This is a genomic window from Mesorhizobium sp. M6A.T.Ce.TU.016.01.1.1 (assembly GCF_003997065.1).
Lineage (GTDB): Bacteria > Pseudomonadota > Alphaproteobacteria > Rhizobiales > Rhizobiaceae > Mesorhizobium > Mesorhizobium mediterraneum.
The window spans coordinates 108,007-124,002 of the sequence record NZ_RZTJ01000013.1; the positions used below are offsets into that span (position 1 = coordinate 108,007).

General features: G+C 62.3%; 17 protein-coding genes and 1 pseudogene. 11 read left to right on the top strand and 7 right to left on the bottom strand.

Annotation, left to right across the window (positions count from 1 at the left end; all coding sequences use genetic code 11):
- Positions 1-189 precede the first annotated feature (189 nt).
- The 9 genes and pseudogenes from EOC94_RS22275 to EOC94_RS22315 form a co-directional block, all read left to right on the top strand.
- Positions 190-1,314, top strand: a complete 1,125-nt coding sequence (locus EOC94_RS22275) for a sugar ABC transporter substrate-binding protein (RefSeq protein ID WP_095482929.1) — start codon at positions 190-192, stop codon at positions 1,312-1,314.
- A gap of 71 nt (positions 1,315-1,385) precedes the next feature.
- Positions 1,386-2,978: a sugar ABC transporter ATP-binding protein gene (locus EOC94_RS22280; RefSeq protein ID WP_245465627.1), complete on the top strand. Its 1,593-nt coding sequence runs from the start codon at positions 1,386-1,388 to the stop codon at positions 2,976-2,978.
- Positions 2,975-3,955, top strand: coding sequence for an ABC transporter permease (locus EOC94_RS22285; protein WP_127293490.1), 981 nt, complete (start codon positions 2,975-2,977; stop codon positions 3,953-3,955). Before EOC94_RS22280 ends, EOC94_RS22285 begins: the two co-directional genes overlap by 4 nt.
- On the top strand, positions 3,952-4,938 hold the full coding sequence (locus EOC94_RS22290; protein ID WP_127293492.1) for an ABC transporter permease: 987 nt from the start codon (positions 3,952-3,954) through the stop codon (positions 4,936-4,938). The genes EOC94_RS22285 and EOC94_RS22290 overlap by 4 nt, the downstream gene beginning before the upstream one ends.
- Positions 4,939-5,008: 70 nt before the next feature.
- On the top strand, positions 5,009-5,494 hold the full coding sequence (locus EOC94_RS22295) for a gluconokinase (RefSeq protein WP_095482927.1): 486 nt from the start codon (positions 5,009-5,011) through the stop codon (positions 5,492-5,494).
- Between the two features lie 274 nt (positions 5,495-5,768).
- Positions 5,769-6,110, top strand: coding sequence for a metalloregulator ArsR/SmtB family transcription factor (locus EOC94_RS22300; protein ID WP_095482948.1), 342 nt, complete (start codon positions 5,769-5,771; stop codon positions 6,108-6,110).
- On the top strand, positions 6,107-7,033 hold the full coding sequence (locus tag EOC94_RS22305; RefSeq protein ID WP_127293494.1) for an SRPBCC family protein: 927 nt from the start codon (positions 6,107-6,109) through the stop codon (positions 7,031-7,033). Before EOC94_RS22300 ends, EOC94_RS22305 begins: the two co-directional genes overlap by 4 nt.
- 218 nt (positions 7,034-7,251) lie before the next feature.
- Positions 7,252-7,800: a dihydrofolate reductase family protein gene (locus EOC94_RS22310; RefSeq protein ID WP_127293496.1), complete on the top strand. Its 549-nt coding sequence runs from the start codon at positions 7,252-7,254 to the stop codon at positions 7,798-7,800.
- Positions 7,801-7,978: 178 nt separating this feature from the next.
- Positions 7,979-8,250: pseudogene (locus EOC94_RS22315) on the top strand (transposase); the annotation flags it as partial.
- A gap of 92 nt (positions 8,251-8,342) precedes the next feature.
- On the opposite strand, the gene EOC94_RS22320 reads toward EOC94_RS22315, so the two are convergent.
- Together EOC94_RS22320 and EOC94_RS22325 are read right to left on the bottom strand one after the other, a co-directional pair.
- Entirely contained in the window at positions 8,343-8,792 is a 450-nt protein-coding gene (locus EOC94_RS22320; protein ID WP_006202816.1) for an Rrf2 family transcriptional regulator, read from the bottom strand.
- Between the two features lie 251 nt (positions 8,793-9,043).
- Entirely contained in the window at positions 9,044-10,030 is a 987-nt protein-coding gene (locus tag EOC94_RS22325) for a sulfate ABC transporter substrate-binding protein (RefSeq protein WP_127293498.1), read from the bottom strand.
- Between the two features lie 271 nt (positions 10,031-10,301).
- Between EOC94_RS22325 and EOC94_RS22330 the strand changes: the two genes are divergently transcribed.
- Both EOC94_RS22330 and EOC94_RS22335 read left to right on the top strand, forming a co-directional pair.
- Positions 10,302-10,583 (top strand): DUF1778 domain-containing protein, encoded by a 282-nt coding sequence (locus tag EOC94_RS22330; RefSeq protein ID WP_095482922.1) that lies wholly within the window; start codon positions 10,302-10,304, stop codon positions 10,581-10,583.
- Positions 10,583-11,059, top strand: a complete 477-nt coding sequence (locus tag EOC94_RS22335; RefSeq protein WP_127293500.1) for a GNAT family N-acetyltransferase — start codon at positions 10,583-10,585, stop codon at positions 11,057-11,059. The genes EOC94_RS22330 and EOC94_RS22335 overlap by 1 nt, the downstream gene beginning before the upstream one ends.
- Positions 11,060-11,126: 67 nt before the next feature.
- Here the strand turns inward: EOC94_RS22335 and EOC94_RS22340 are convergent, their stop codons facing one another.
- The 5 genes from EOC94_RS22340 to EOC94_RS22360 all read right to left on the bottom strand — a co-directional run bounded on the left by EOC94_RS22340 (position 11,127) and on the right by EOC94_RS22360 (position 15,995).
- Positions 11,127-12,167: a sulfate/molybdate ABC transporter ATP-binding protein gene (locus tag EOC94_RS22340; RefSeq protein ID WP_126105834.1), complete on the bottom strand. Its 1,041-nt coding sequence runs from the start codon at positions 12,165-12,167 to the stop codon at positions 11,127-11,129.
- Between the two features lie 68 nt (positions 12,168-12,235).
- A complete protein-coding gene (cysW, locus tag EOC94_RS22345) occupies positions 12,236-13,120 on the bottom strand; it encodes a sulfate ABC transporter permease subunit CysW (protein WP_095482919.1) in 885 nt (294 codons plus the stop codon).
- On the bottom strand, positions 13,113-13,964 hold the full coding sequence (gene cysT / locus EOC94_RS22350; protein WP_095482918.1) for a sulfate ABC transporter permease subunit CysT: 852 nt from the start codon (positions 13,962-13,964) through the stop codon (positions 13,113-13,115). Before cysT ends, cysW begins: the two co-directional genes overlap by 8 nt.
- A gap of 32 nt (positions 13,965-13,996) precedes the next feature.
- Entirely contained in the window at positions 13,997-15,025 is a 1,029-nt protein-coding gene (locus EOC94_RS22355; RefSeq protein ID WP_095482917.1) for a sulfate ABC transporter substrate-binding protein, read from the bottom strand.
- A gap of 244 nt (positions 15,026-15,269) precedes the next feature.
- The gene (locus EOC94_RS22360) at positions 15,270-15,995 is read right to left on the bottom strand and encodes a M15 family metallopeptidase (protein WP_127293502.1); all 726 of its coding nucleotides are present in this window, start codon (positions 15,993-15,995) and stop codon (positions 15,270-15,272) included.
- Position 15,996 lies beyond the last annotated feature (1 nt).

Here is a 15,996-nt window from a genome sequence, read left to right on the forward strand (position 1 = left end):
TATAAGCGACAGCTCATGCTTGTTTATTATGTATAATATGATAGTTTTTACTTCGGTTGCCGTGCGGCAAGGGAGGAGATCGGGTCGGCATTCGGCCACCTGAAAAGCGCGAGGGGCAAGGCTGGAGGTGCCGGGCACACGCGCGAGACGCGTAAGAACAATCAAAAACTGCAACTGGGAGGAATATCGATGATCAAGTCACTCGTTGGCGGCATCGTTGCTGCCACTGCATTCGTCATGCTGAGCTCGTCGGCGCTCGCCGAACCCGAAATCGTCACGGGCCCGTCCGCCGAGCCGGACTGCTTTGCGCCATGGGCCGCCGATACGCAGTTCTTCAAATTTCCTAAAAAGGAAGGCCCATACCGAATTGCGCTCGCCAATGGCTACATCGCCAACACCTGGCGCATCCAGATGGTGCAGACGGCGAAGGCCTATGCGGCGCAGCCGGAGGTCGCCGCCAAACTGAAAGAATTCAAAGTCGTCTCGACCGGCGAAGACGTGCCGGCGCAGATTTCGGCGATCAACAACTTCATCGATTCCGGCTATGACGCGATCGTCGTCAACGCGCAGAATCCGACGGCTTTCGGACCGGTTATCAAGCGCGCCAAGGAAGCCGGCGTCGTGCTGGTCGCTTTCGACAATATTCTCGACACCAAGGACGCCATCAACGTCAATGTCGACCAGAAAGGCCTTGGCGAGTTGTGGGCCAACTGGCTGATCAAGCATATTCCCAATGGTGGCAAGATCCTCGAGGTGCGCGGCGTTGCCGGCACGTCGGTCGACACCGACCGCCACAATGGCATCCACGAGGTCCTCGATGCTTCAGGCAAGAAGTGGGAGGTCACCGAAGTCGTCGGCAAATGGGATGATGGCGTGGCGCAAAAGGCCTCGGCCGACGCGATCGCCACGAACGGTCCCTTCGACGGCGTCACCGGGCAGGGCGGCGACACCGGCATCGTCCAGGCGATGATGGATGCCAAGCATCCGTTCGTGCCGTTCGGCGGCGAAACGGAGAATGGCTTCCGCAAATTCTGCGCCAAGTTTGCCGCAGACGGGCTGAAATGCTCGTCGGCCGGAACCGGGCCCGCCCAGGTGGCGGTCGCCATCAAGACGGCGATCGCAGCGCTCGAAGGCCAGGTCATCCCGCAAGCGGTGAAGCTGCCGCTGGCGATCGTCGAGGATCCGAACTTCAAGGAAGGCCAAGACTATTTCCCCGACCAGTCCGACAATTTCTTCGTCGGAAATTCCTTCCCGACCTGCGGCATCAATTTCACCGCGCAGGAAATCATGGGCCAGAGCAAGGAAAACCAATAGAGTGATCGCTCGGCGCCGCGGGATAATCCCGCGGCGCCGGTCCCGAAAAACAAGCGCCTTGGGAGGGGCCGATGGACGGTGCGGTTCCGCTCTTCCGCATGGAGGGCATATCCAAGCGCTATGGCGGTGTGCGGGCGCTGGAAAAGGCCAAGCTTTCGGTCACGTCGGGCAGCATCCACGCCATCCTCGGCGAAAACGGCGCCGGCAAATCGACGCTGATCAAGGTCATGGCCGGCGTCGTCGCGCCTGACGAAGGCCGCATGATGCTGGACGGAAGCGAGGTGACCTTCGCGTCGCCGGCCGCTGCCAACCAGGCCGGCATCGTCTGCATCTTCCAGGAACTGTCGCTCGTCCCCGAACTCAGCGTCGCCGATAACATCGTTATTTCCGATCCGCCCAAGCGCTTCGGCATGATCGACCGCAGGGCGCAACGACGCATTGCGGAAGATGCCCTTGCTCGCGCGGGCGCTGCCGACATCCACCCGCTGGCGTTGGTCAAGGACCTCCCTCTTTCAAGAAGGCAGATGGTCGAGATCGCCAAAGCACTTGCCAGGAAGCCTCGCATCCTGATCCTCGATGAGGCTACCTCAGCGCTCACCGCGGCCGACGTCGCCAAGATATTCGGCGTCTTGAAGCGGCTGCGCTCGGAAGGGCTGGCGCTGCTCTACATCTCGCATCGGATGAACGAGATCGCCGAGCTGGCCGACCAGTGCACGGTGTTCCGCAACGGCCGCAATGTCGCCAGCTACGCTGCAGGCACGAAGAGCGACAACGAAGTCGTCGAGCTGATGATCGGCCGCGAATACAGCCACATCTTCCCATCAAAACCGGTGCGCGCGCCGGCCACCGCCGCTCCGGTGCTGGAGGCGCGAAAACTGTCCTGGACCGACCGGTTGGATAATATCTCGCTGTCGGTCGGGGCAGGCGAGGTCGTCGGTCTCGGCGGTCTCGACGGCCAGGGTCAGCGCGAATTGCTGCTCGCCTTCTTCGGCGTGCTTCGCGGCCTCAGCGGCCAGATATTGATCGATGGCAGACCGGCGACCATCGCCAGCCCGGCCGCGGCGCGCGATGACCGGATCGGCATGGCGCTGATCCCGGAGGATCGCAAGACGGAAGGCCTGATGCTGCCGATGACGGTACGCGAAAACCTCTCCTTCGCAGCGCTCGACCGGCTTTCCAGGGCGGGCATCATCGACCGTGCCGCCGAGCAGCGGCTGATCGACGATATGGTCGCTCTGCTGGCGATCAAGACGGCAGGCCTCGATATTCCAGTCGGCGCGCTGTCCGGCGGCAACCAGCAGAAGGTCGTCATCGCCAAATGGCTGATGCGGCAGCCGCGCATCATCCTGCTCAACGACCCGACGCGGGGCATCGATGTCGGCACCAAGCAGGAGCTCTATCAGCTGATGCGCAAGCTCGCCGACCAAGGTGCGGCGATCCTGTTTTATTCGACCGACTATGACGAGCTGATCGGCTGCTGCGACCGGGTGCTGGTGCTCTATGACGGGGCGGTCAAGCGCGAGCTGGTCGGCGCCGAGATCACAGAGCGGGCGCTGATCGCCAGCGCGCTCAACATCCACGGCGAAGAGATGCCTGTCAGAGACATGGCGAAGACGCCAGCCCGAGGCATGGCGAAGACGCCAGCCCGAGGAGCGGACGCGTGAAGGACTGGCGCTACTGGCTTGCCGAACAACGCGGAACGCTGCTGGCGTTCGGCATCTTCATCGTGATGTTCACGATCTACACCTCGAACCATCCGGCGGGCTTTACCGCCAATGTCGTGCAGACGGCCTCGAACAAGGGCGTGCTGCTCGCCTTCGTGGCCATGGCGCAGACGCTGGTGGTGATCACCGCCGGTATCGACCTTTCTGTCGGCATGATCTTTCTGCTGACCAATTGCCTGGCCTCATGGCTGGTCATCGGCACCGGCATCGAGACCGCGTTCGGCGTCGTCGCGGTGCTTGGCACCGGGCTGCTGTGCGGGGCGATCAACGGCGCCATCGTCATCTACGGACGGCTGCAGCCGATCGTCACCACCATCGCCACCGGCGCGGTCTATTTCGGCATCGCGCTGCTGCTGAGACCGTTTCCGGGCGGTTCGGTCAACGAGGATCTTGCCGACGCGCTGACCGGGCGGCTGTTCGGTGTGGTGCCGGCGAGCCTGGTGGTGCTGCTGGCCGTTGTGCTCGTGGTCTGGGTGCCGTTCAGCCGGTCGGTGCTTGGCCGCGCGGCCTACGCGGCCGGATCTTCGGAGATGGCGGCCTACATGTCCGGCGTGCCGATCCGCCGCGGAAAATTCGCCGCCTATGCGCTGGCCGGCCTGCTGGCCGCGATCGGCGGGCTGTTCCTGACCTTCTTCACCTATACGGGCGAGGCGGCCTATGCCAGCGGCAATGCCTATACGCTGTTTTCCATCGCCGCCGTGGTGCTTGGCGGCGTTTCATTGTTCGGCGGCAAGGGCAGCGCCATCGGCGCCATTTTTGGGGCGCTCGCCTTCCGCACCATCGGCGACCTGCTCTTCGTCTTCGATTTCGATCCGCTGTGGCAGCCGCTGTTCCAGGGCGTCATCCTGCTGATCGCGGTCAGCCTCGGCGCCTTCGCCCTGTTCAGGGTCCGCAACCGCTTGGAGTGGTTCCTGTGAGCGAAACGACCATCGGCGGCATCGCCGGCCGCATGCCGAAATTCATCCGCCGCGCCGACCCGGCGGTGCTGACCGCCTTCGCCTGCATCGTGCTGCTGCTGTTTGTCGGCAGTCTCTATTCGCGCAGCTTCCTGTCGCCGGAATATCTGCTGCAGCAGCTCAAGGTGGCCTCGTTTCTCGGCGTTATCGCCACCGGCATGATGCTGGTCATCCTGCTCGGCCAGATCGACCTGTCGGTGCCATGGTCGGTGGCGGCGGGCGCGATGATGGCCTGTGCGGCCGCCGCCTACGGCCCGGTCGGCGTGGCGCTGGCCATCCCGTTCGGCATTTTCTGCGGTGTCGCGATCGGCGTCGTCAACGGCATCGGTGTCGCTTATCTGCGCATTCCCTCGATGATCATCACGCTCGCCACCAACGCCGTCGCGCAAGGGCTGATGGTGGTCTATACGGGCGGCTTCTCGCCGCAGGATTCGGCGACCCGGGCGATGCGCTATCTGGCGACCGGCTTTGCCATTCCCGGAGTGCCCAACGCCGTCATCATCTGGGCGCTGATCGGTGCTGCGATGGTTTTCGTGCTGACCCGCACCGGCTTCGGCCGAACGGTCTACGGCATCGGCAATCGCGAGCGCGCCGCCTACCTCTCCGGCATCGATACGCGGCGCGTGGTGCTGATCGCCTTCGCCGCGTCCGGCGGCCTCTCGGCTTTCGGCGGCGTGCTTCTGGCCGGCTATGCCTCCAAGGCGGCACAGTCGATGGGCGATGCCTATCTCCTGCCGTCGATAGCAGCGGTCGTGCTTGGCGGCACCTCGATCCTCGGCGGCCGCGGCTCCTATCTCGGCACCGTCGCGGGCGTCATCCTGATCACGCTCCTGCAATCCATCCTTTCGGTCATGCAGATGCCTGAGGCGGGGCGGCAGATCATCTACGGCGTCGTCATCGTCGCCATGCTCCTGCTTTACGGCCGCGCGCCGGCCAGCCGCTGACCGCATCGTGGACGAAAAGGCAGCACAATTGCAGAGGGATCCCGTCCGGTCCGCACCGGCCGTCGTGGTGATGGGCGTTGCCGGCTGTGGCAAGTCGGCCGTCGGCGAAGCGCTGGCCGCAGCGTTGGGCGCCATCTTCGTCGAGGGCGACAGGCTGCATCCGCCGGAAAACGTCGCGCGGATGGCAAGCGGTGAGCCGCTGACCGACGCATTGCGTGAAGGCTGGCTCGACGCGATCGGCCGGCGCATTGCGGGATCGGTCGGCGATGGGCAAGGTGTCGTCGCCGCCTGCTCGGCGCTGAAGCGCAGCTACCGCGAGCGCCTGCGTGGCTTTTGCCAGGATATCGTTTTCCTCTATCTGGAAATCGATCCAGCGACCGCCAAGCAGCGCGTCGGCTCCCGCCAGGGCCATTTCATGCCGGCAAGCCTGGTCGACAGCCAGTTCGCCACGCTTGAAGCGCCGGCAGCCGACGAGAACGCAGTGACGCTCGATGCGACGCGCCCGATCGCCGACATTGTCGCCGACGCCGTGAGCCTGTTCGAGGCGAATTCATGAGCCGGCTCGCCGGCGCGGCTCTCGCCTTCAGGGTGCCAGTCCGTGAACCCATAAAACGCGAACGGCTGAGATTGGTGGGAAGCGGACTGGCGGCTTCAGGAATTTGTCTTCGATTGCAGACATCGGCCTGCGCTCGCATCGCTGCGAGCAACTTCTCAGCGGACTCGGCAATGTAAGCCGCCTACTCCGAGAACTCGGCGCGTTGGGAAAAAAACTTAGCGACTTGACGAAGTTTTCGCTTGCGCCACCGGAAAAGTGGGCGATAGTTAGCGACATGGCTAAGCATTATCCCGATCTATCGCTGCTCTTCCACGCTCTGGCCGATCCGACCCGTCGGTCGATCCTGACTCGACTCGCCGAAAGGCCTGCGCGGGTGACGGATTTGGCTGGTCCGACGGGACTGCGTCTGCCCACGGTGATGCGGCACCTTTCTGTGCTGGAGGAGGCAGGGTTGATCTCCACCTCCAAGGACGGGCGGATACGCACCTGCGCCATCGTGCCCGAGGCTCTGGACCCAGCGCGGACATGGCTCGATGAACAGCGGGCCATCTGGGAAGCTCGGCTCGACCGGTTGGACGCATTTGTGATGAATGTGATGAAGGAGCGCGCAGAATGACACAGAACCTCGCTACAAACAGTGCGACCCATGCGGTGCCTGATGAAAGGAAGGGCCGCTTTGCGACGCTCACCTTCGAACGGGACGTGGCCGCGCCACTGGCCGTACTATGGGAGGCATGGACGGCTCCGGCCGCGCGGGCGATCTGGGCTGCGCCATCGCCCTCGGTCACCGTGGAGTTCATGGAGGTCGATACCAGGGTGGGTGGACGCGAGGTCTCGCTCTGCAAGATAGAGGGCCATTCGGACATCCGCTGCGAGTGCGGCTGGCTGGCGTTGCAGCCGGCGCTGTGCAGCGTGAACTACGAGGTGGTCTCGTCCGAAGGCGTGACGCAATCAGCAGCGCTGGTGACAGCCGATTTCGAAGGTGCGGACGAGCGCAGCCGGTTGGTCGTGACGGTGCAGCTTTCCTCGCTGGCGGAGGACATGGAGGCAGGCTATCGGGAAGGCTTCGGCGCGGGACTAGACAACCTCGCGGGCGCGGCTGAACGGACCATGGTGCTGCAGCGGGTGATTCAGGCGCCGCGGTCCATCGTGTGGGGCGCGTGGATGAATCCTGAAACGCTGCCGCAATGGTGGGGGCCGGAAGGCTTCTCCTGTCGGACGAAGAGGATCGACTTGCGAACGGGCGGCGAATGGGTATTCGACATGATCGCGCCTGACGGCACGGTCTTCCCGAACCACCATCTCTATAACGAGGTCCGGCCCGAGGAGAGGATCGGTTATACGCTGCATTGGGGTGAAAACGGGCCGAAACATGCCGACGCCTGGGCCTCGTTCGAGGATCAGGACGGGGCAACGAAGGTAACGCTAGGCATGGTATTCAGCACGGCTGCCGAGTTCCAGGAGGCGAAGGGCTTCGGTGCCGTGGAGCTGGGGCTGCAAACTCTGGGCAAACTGGAACGCTTCGTCGCATCCCGCTGAGGTGCTGCGACTCGCCCCGAATTAGGCTTGTGGACGAGGTCCTCATCCGTGTCGCGTCCTCATCGGCGACGGCATCCGCCTCTTCAGTCAGAAGGCATGGAGCCGGTCAGGCTGGAGAAGACCGAGATCTCGGAAGCGGGGCAAATCACCAACATGCGCTTCCGGTTCGCGGGATAGGGCCGAGAATTCACAAAGGGATACATGAAGAGGAGGGTTCTATGAGAAAACTGATCATATGGGACATGATGACCGTCGACGGCTTCTTCGAAGGTCCGGACAGGGACATCAGCTGGTTCGTCTTCGAAGTAGAACTTGAGAACTACATTCGTGAGACCCAGGAAAAGGCCGACACGCTGATCTTCGGTCGCGTGACCTACGAGCTCATGGCAGCCTATTGGCCGTCCGAGCAAGGCTGGATCGCGGATTTCATGAACAAGATCGAGAAGGTGGTCTTCTCGCGCACGCTGAAAAGCGCCGACTGGAACAACACGAAGCTCTTCAACGGCAATGTCGCGGAAGAAGTCTCCAAGCTGAAGACCAGGGACGGCGGAGACATCTTCGTGTTCGGCAGCGCCGACCTCACGGCCACCCTGATGGAGCACGGACTGATCGACGAGTATCACCTCGGGATCAACCCCGTCATTCTCGGGAGAGGCACGCCGCTCTTCAAGGGCGGCCCGAACCGGATACCCCTGAAGCATCTGGAGACGAGGACGCTCAAGTCAGGTGTTGTCATCCTCCATTACGCGCCGGAGAGCAGACAATGACGATCGATCCGCTCTTTCCCGTCAACTAGGCTTGTCGAAATGGAGGGCCTGCGGAAGCGGCGCGCTCCAGACGATCGGCGCCCAAGGGGCGCAGCCGCCATCACCTTAAATCTGTGAATGACCGTTTATGGATTCGGCGCGGCCAGCCCGGAACAGCTGAATTGGGGGCGTTTGTCGACTGGCTGCTTTCACATCGCCGCTGCTACCCAACAAGCCAAGAGGTGTGCCGCGTGTTGATGATCGGCGCGTGCTGAACGGCATCTTCTGGGTGCTGCGATCTGGTGGCCTTGGCGCGACCTGCCCGAGCGCTATGGCCCGCGCACCACCTGCTACAACCGTTTCGTGCGATGGCGGAAGGCAGGCGTGTGGGGCCGACTGATGGAGTGTATCATGGCTGCGCACGACGGCGAGATCCAGATGATCGACAGAACCTCCGTTCGCGCCCACCAGCAGGCTGTGACAGCAAAAAAGGAGGTCCAGATCATTGTCTCGGTCAATGCGGCTTTGGCTCCGCGCTTATGAGTCTACGGCCTAAATTTAGATTAGATCTGCGACGTCAGTTCGACCGGAAAATCGTCATTGTCGGCATCGCGCATGGCGGCGAGGCTGCGATTGTCCAGCACCTCGGCGATCGCCTGGCGCACCTCCAGCATCATGTGCCTGACCTGGCAGGTCGCCTCGTCGCAATCCTCGCAACGCTGGTACTGCGTGCGGCTGGCGCAAGGGATCGGCGCCAGCGGCCCGTCGAGGACACGCACGACATGGCCGATCTTGATCTCGGAGGCCGGCCGCGCGAGGCGATAGCCGCCCTCCTTGCCCTTGCGGCTCTGGACGAAGCCGGCATTGCGTAACTCGCCCAGAATGGCATCCAGGAATTTCTTCGGGATGTTGTTGGCGACCGCAATGTCATTGACGAATGCGAGCTGGCCGACCGGCAGGCCGGACAGATGCACGAGGGCCTTGAGGCCGTATTTGCCTTTTTTGGTCAGCATGCCCGAGTCAACCCATGAAGCCCCAACCACCCGCGTCTGGCGGCTGTTTGTGTGCAAATCATGACGGTTGAGCCTTGCGATGCCGTTCGCGCAGACAAGCCGCCTGCTGACACATTGCGCGCAAACGCGTTGATTCTTCGTAACGTTTTTGGATGGCAGGCGCCCGGAAAGCGGGAAATCACCTTTCCGGAGCGAAAAACGAAGAAAGCCGGCAAAAGCCGACTTTCGTTTCAGTTCGAAGATCGCTTGCTTCAGCGACTGCCGTAGGTCTGGTCGAGCAATCCGCCCGCGGCGAAATGCTCGGCCTGGACCTTGGCCCAGCCGCCGAAGACATCTTCCACCGTCAGCAGGCGGACATCGGGAAACTCAGCCGTGTATTTGGCCGCGACCGCCGCGTCGCGGGCCCGCAGGCCGTTGCGGGCGGCGATGTCCTGGCCCTCCGGCGTATAGAGGAAGTCGAGATAGGTCTTGGCGAGATCGCGTGTGCCGTGCTCGTCGGCGACCGTGTCGACGATCGCCACCGGAAACTCCGCCAACAGGCTGACCGAAGGCGTCACCTGCTCGAACTTGTCCTCGCCATACTCCCTGCTGATGCCGCGGGTTTCCGACTCGAAGGTGATCAGCACGTCGCCGATTTCGCGCTGCACGAAGGTGGTGGTGGCGGCGCGTCCGCCGCTGTCGAAGATCGGCACGTTGTTGAAGAGTTTGGTGACGAATTCCTTCACCTTGGCGTCATCGCCCTTGAAGGCTTCCTTGGCGTAGGCGGTGGCCGCGAGGTAGGTGTAGCGCGCATTGCCCGACGTTTTCGGATTGGGGAAGATCACCTGGACGTCGTCGCGCACGAGATCGTTCCAATCCTTGATGTTCTTCGGATTGCCGGCGCGCACCAAAAAGGACGGTAGCGAATAGAAAGGCGAGGCGTTGTCGGGGAAGTCTTTTTGCCAGTCGGCGGAGATAAGACCCTTCGAGACCAGGAAGTCGATGTCGAGGACCTGGTTGAAGGTGACGACATCGGCGCCGAGGCCCTCGGCGATGGCACGTGCCTGCGCCGACGTCCCGGCATGCGACTGATCTATGGTGACGCCGGGGTGCCCAGCGATGAATGCCTTGTTGACCTGCGCAAACAATTCGCGGCCGACATCGTAGGACGCGTTCAGCAGTTTGTCGGCCGACCAGGCTTGGGAGGATGCCAGGAACAGGCCGGCCGATGTGGCGACGCCAAGCAAAAATCGCTTCATGAAAACGGGCTCCTGAAAATGTCGTTTGTCGAATGCCGCAGAATAATCGGGCGATGCCCGAGACGACGAGGCATGCAAGCCGGATCTATGGTGTTGCTGTGAGAAAAAAGATTGCCGAGACAGCCCATTGCTAGGATTTTCTTCCAAGCAGAGTCATTTCGGTGTGTTCCCGCCACTCCGCCGGTGCTTTTCCAATCACCTTCCTAGTGAGGCAATGAAATAGATACACATTGTGTATGCGGAGTGTTATGGTGGGAAAGAGGAGTCCTCAATGACAAAAACTGCACCTGAAACCCACGCCAAGCCTGTCAATCTGCGCATCCGAGAGGATGTGCGAGTTCTGATTGACCGCGCCGCGAAAATACGCGGTAAAACCCGCTCCGATTTTATGATCGATGCCGCCTACCGCGCGGCCGAGGACACGTTGCTCGATCAAGCGCTGATCAAGGTCGATCCCGAGAGTTACCAACACTATCTCGACATTCTTGACGAGCCACCGAGCGGCGAAGGTTTTGCACGCCTTATGAATGCGCCCAAGCCCTGGCAGGGCTGATGCTGTCGGCGCCCACGCCTCTTGCCGACAACCACGATCTCGAACTATTCCAAAGCGGGACCGAGAGCCTGGATCAATGCCTTCGCCGCAGGGCGCGGGCCAACCAGGTCAGCGGCGCGTCGCGCACTTATGTCGTAACGGAAGGCGTGCGCGTTGTCGGCTACTACTGTCTGTCCTCGGGTGGGCTCGATCTTGCGGAAGCGCCAGGCGCCATTCGCCGCAACATGCCGGATCCCGTCCCTATGGCTGTGCTCGGGCGTCTAGCCGTGGACGCAAGCTGGCAAGGGAAGGGGCTAGGCGCAGCGCTCTTGCAAGATGCCGTTCTGCGCACTGGCCATGCCGCGACGATCCTCGGGATTCGCGGCATTTTTGTTCATGCCATATCGGCTGAAGCGAAAGCTTTCTATGAGCACTACGGCTTTGCGGCTTCCCCAAAAAATCCGATGACCCTGGTGCTCTCGCTACAGGCGCGTTGAAAGGTAGTCGATGTCGCTCAGCATGAAGAGGCGACCACCATCAGCCGGATTCACCATCGCCTTGCGGCTAAGCGGCCGGAAAAAGCTTCCAGCGCCGCGGCCTGAACGCGACCCGGCTTTTCTGCGCCGCCGGATGGTCGACGGGCAGCTCGATCTCGACCCGCTGGCGCTCGCCGCCGATTTCGAGTTCCACCCTTCTGGTGCCGGCGACGCGGCGGCTGGCGGCGACCGTGCCGGCGATGCAGCCATTGCATTCGTCCACCAGCTCAACATCGTGCGGGCGGAAGAACAGCGTCGCCTCGCCCTGCGGCGCCTGTGGCGCGGAGAGGCCGATCGGGCGATCGGCGATCCAGACCTGGCCGTCTTCGACCTTGACGGGAAGCGAGCTCGATTCGCCGATGAAGCCGTAGACGAAGGGCGAATTCGGCGTGTCGTAGATTTCATCGGCGGTGCCGACCTGCTCGATGCGGCCCTGGCTCATCACCACCACGCGGTCGGCAAGCTCCAACGCTTCTTCCTGGTCATGGGTGACGAAGACCGTGGTGTGGCCGGTGGCGTCGTGGATGTCACGCAGCCAGCGCCGCAACTCGCGGCGGACCTGGGCATCGAGCGCGCCGAACGGCTCGTCCAGCAAAAGCACAGCCGGTTCGATCGCCATGGCGCGGGCAAGCGCCACGCGCTGGCGCTGGCCGCCCGAAAGCTGCGCCGGATAGCGTTTTTCCAAGCCGGAAAGCTGGACGAGGTCGAGAAGCTCGGAGGCCCGGCGGCGGATTTCCTGCGCGGACGGGCGTGTCGGCCCGTGCCGGACCTTGAGTCCGAAGCCGATATTATCGGCGACCGTCATATGGCGAAACAGCGCATAGTGCTGGAAGACGAAGCCGACGTTACGCTCCTGGATCGACTTTTGCGACGCGTCCTCCTCACCGAAGAATATCTTTCCCCTCGTCGGTCGCTCCAGTCCGGCGATCAGCCTGAGCAGCGTCGTCTTGCCGGAGCCGGAAGGCCCGAGCAGCGCGATCAGCTCGCCGGACTTGATGTCGAGCGAAACATCGTGGAGGGCGGGAAACCGCTCAAACTCCTTGCGCACGTTGGCAACGCGAACTTCCATCAACCGTCCCTTTTTTGTCGATGCATGTCGTTATCCCAAAACCGCTACACACTTTTGGGCAACAGGCATTAATGTCCGCGCGTCGCGGCGATCTCGGCGCCGTAGCGCATTTCGAGAAGTGTTTTCAAGACCAGCGTGACGAGCGCCAGGCCCGCAAGCAGCGAAGCGACGGCGAAGGCGGCGGCGGCGTTGTACTCATTGTAGAGGATTTCGACATGCAGCGGCATGGTGTTGGTCAGCCCGCGTATGTGGCCGGACACCACCGACACCGCGCCGAACTCGCCCATGGCGCGGGCATTGCACAACAGCACGCCGTAGAGCAGCCCCCATTTGACGTTGGGCAGCGTCACGTACCAGAAAGCCTGCCAGCCATTGGCGCCGAGCGACAGCGCTGCCTCCTCGTCGCCATTGCCCTGTTCCTGCATCAACGGGATCAGTTCGCGGGCGACAAAGGGGAAGGTGACGAAGATGGTGGCGAGCACGATACCCGGCACGGCAAACAGGATGACGATGCCATGCGCCTTCAGCCAGGCGCCGAGCAGGCCTTGCGCGCCGAACAAAAGCACATAGACCAAGCCGGAAATGACCGGCGAGACCGAAAACGGCAGGTCGATGAGCGTGGTCAGGAAGGCCTTGCCCTTGAACTCGAATTTGGCGATCGCCCAAGCGGCGGAGATGCCGAAGACGACATTGAGCGGCACCGAGATCGCCGCCACCAGCAGTGTCAGATGGATCGCCGAGCGCGTGTCTGGGTTGGTCAGCGCCTCCGTGTAAGCGCCGAGACCTTTTGCGAAGGCTTCGTTGAAGACGACGATCAGCGGCAAGAGCAGGAAAATGCCGAGGAAGGCAAAGGTAACGATCATCAGCACGGCTTTCGCCGGGCGGCTTTCGGTCACTGCCGCCGACTGGCTTTCGTGGTGCGGTGCGTAGGATTTGATCTCCGGGTCAGCCATAGCGCTTACGGCTCCACGTCTGCACCAGATTGATGACCAGCAGCATCACGAACGACAAAGCGAGCATGATTGCCGCGATCGCGGTCGCCGCCGCATAATTGTATTCCTCCAGCCGGATGACGATCAGAAGCGGCGCGATCTCGGATTTGTAGGGCAGGTTGCCGGCGATAAAGATGACGGAGCCGTACTCGCCGACACCGCGCGCGAAAGCCAGCGCGAAACCGGTGACGATGGCGGGCGCGAGGCCCGGAAGCAGAACCCGGGCGATTGTCTGGAAGCGGTTGGCGCCGAGCGTCGCGGCCACTTCCTCCACCTCCTTGTCGATCTCCTCCATGATCGGCTGGACGGTGCGCACGACAAAAGGCAGGCCGATGAAGATCAGCGCGATGACGATGCCGAGCGGCGTGTAGGCGACCTTGATGCCGAGCGGTGCCAGCAGGCTGCCGAGCCAGCCATTCGGCGCGTAGAGCGTGGTCAGCGCGATGCCTGCGACCGCCGTCGGCAGCGCGAAGGGCAGGTCGACCATTGCATCGACGATGCGGCGGCCAGGAAAGTTGTAGCGCACCAGCACCCAGGCGACGATCGTGCCGAAGACGACATTGACCGCGGCGGCAATGAAAGCGGTGCCAAAACTGATTTCAAGCGCGTTGACGGTGCGGCGATCGGTGGCGATCGCCCAGAAATCGGCCCAGCCGAGCGCGGCCGATCGCCAGATCAGCCCGGAAAGGGGGATGAGGATGATGAGCGTGAGGTAGGCAAGAGAGAAGCCGAGCGTCAATCCGAAACCCGGAATGACGCTCGGCTGTCTGAACCGCCACCCCGCTTTTGCGGGTGCTGTGGTCATGTCGTCCTGATCTAGAGTCTAGCTTGTTAGGCCTACTGGGCCGGCTTGTAGATCTGGTCGAATATACCACCGTCGCCGAAATGGTAAGGCTGCGCCTTCTTCCAACCGCCAAAAAGTGGATCGTCGATGGTGATCAGCTTGATCTCCGGCAGTTTGGCGAGGTCCTCCGCCGGCACCAAATCGGGCTTCGACGGGCGATAGTGGTTCTTGGCGATCAGCGTCTGGCCTTCCTTGGAGTAGAGATAGCCCAGATAGGCTTCGGCGACTTTTCGCGTGCCCTTGGCATCGACGTTGGCGTCGACCACGGCGACCGGCGGCTCGGCCAGGATCGAGGTCGGCGGGTAGACGATGTCGAAATTATCGGCGCCGAACTCGTCGAGCGCCAGATAGGCTTCGTTTTCCCAGGCCAGCAGCACGTCGCCCAGGCCCTTTTGCGCGAAGGTCACGGTCGAGCCGCGCGCGCCGGTGTCGAGCACCGGAACATGGGCGTAGAGGTTGCCGACGAACTCCTTGGTCTTGGCCTCGTCGCCGCCATCCTTGGCGTTGGCATAGGCCCAGGCGGCGAGATAGTTCCAGCGCGCGCCGCCCGAAGTCTTGGGGTTCGGCGTGATCACCTGGACGTCGTCCTTGACCAGATCGCCCCAGTCCTGGATGCCCTTCGGGTTGCCCTTGCGGACAAGGAAGACGATGGTCGAGGTGTAGGGCGCCGAATTGTTCTCGAACTTGGTCCGCCAGTCGGGATTGATTTTTTGCGATTTCGAGACGATGGCGTTGATGTCGCCTTCGAGCGCCAGCGTCACCACGTCGGCGTCGAGGCCGTCGATCACGGCGCGGGCCTGCGCGCCCGACCCGCCATGCGACTGCTGGACGGTTACCGTCTCACCGGTCTCGGCCTTCCAGTGGGCGACAAAGGCCTCGTCGAATTGCTTGTATAGCTCACGCGTCGGATCATAGGACACGTTGAGAATGGTGGTATCGGCAAACGCGAAACCGAGTGTTCCGAATTGGACCGATGCAGCGACAAGGGCGCCGAGCAGTTTCCTGAAATGAGGATTGGTCATTTACGCCTCCGTTGAGATCACCTCAAATCTACCGAATTGGTAGAAATTAGATGCACTCAATGTTGCTTTTTTTGTCCCTCAGAAGCAATTTTTCGCTGATCTTTGGTCTCACGAAGAAATTCTTTCCTCTCGACGCCGGGGTGCAGAATCCGGGCTCATGAAGCGATCTATCTAGAGACAGGTCGCGCCTCGGCAATGGCTGGATGTGATCTGGGCGCGATTTGCTTTCGCGGTGGCCACAGGTTCAGTCGGCGGTGACGAGAAAATCGAAGCGCTGCTTTGGAAATGGCTCGTTTTCCAGCGTGAAGTGCCACCATTCGCGCGGATAATTCCTGAAGCCGCCGGCGCGCATGGTCTCGACAAGCCTCTTGCGGTTTGCAGTTGCTTCCTCGGCGAGCGGACGGTGCGCCGTTTCACTCATTGGGTCGAAACAGTCAAAGCCGGTGCCGAAATCGAGCATGTCGGCATCTGATACACCGCAGGCCGGTTTCGGGGTGGCAGTGTTGCGGTCGGTTCGCGCGATGGCGACATCTACGGTCGAGCCGCGCGAATGGGTCGACAGTTCGCCGATGTAACCTTTGGCGATGAGGTCCTTGCGCTTGACCGCCGGGTACCATTGCGGGTCGGGTGGTCCGCCTTCCCTGGTCCATTCGCCCATGTCGGAGACCGCGCGGGCAGGGCGGTAGCAGTCGAAGACGACCAGCGTCAGCCCCTCGGCGGCAACCAATTTCTGGACGCCGGAAAGCGCTTCCGCCGCTCGCTCGGTGAGTATGCATACCGGCGCGTCGTAGCCGGTCGCCTTGCGGTGCAGGAAATTGTCTGTGCCGGCATAGCGGATGTCCTGCCGGACGGTGCGGTCAACGTCGGCAAGGCGGACGAAGCCGGCGGGGAGGTCTGCGGAAAAGACGGGGACAATACCGGCAGCCAACAGCGGGGCGCAAAACGCAATGCGCTGAATCGCTTGGCGCATT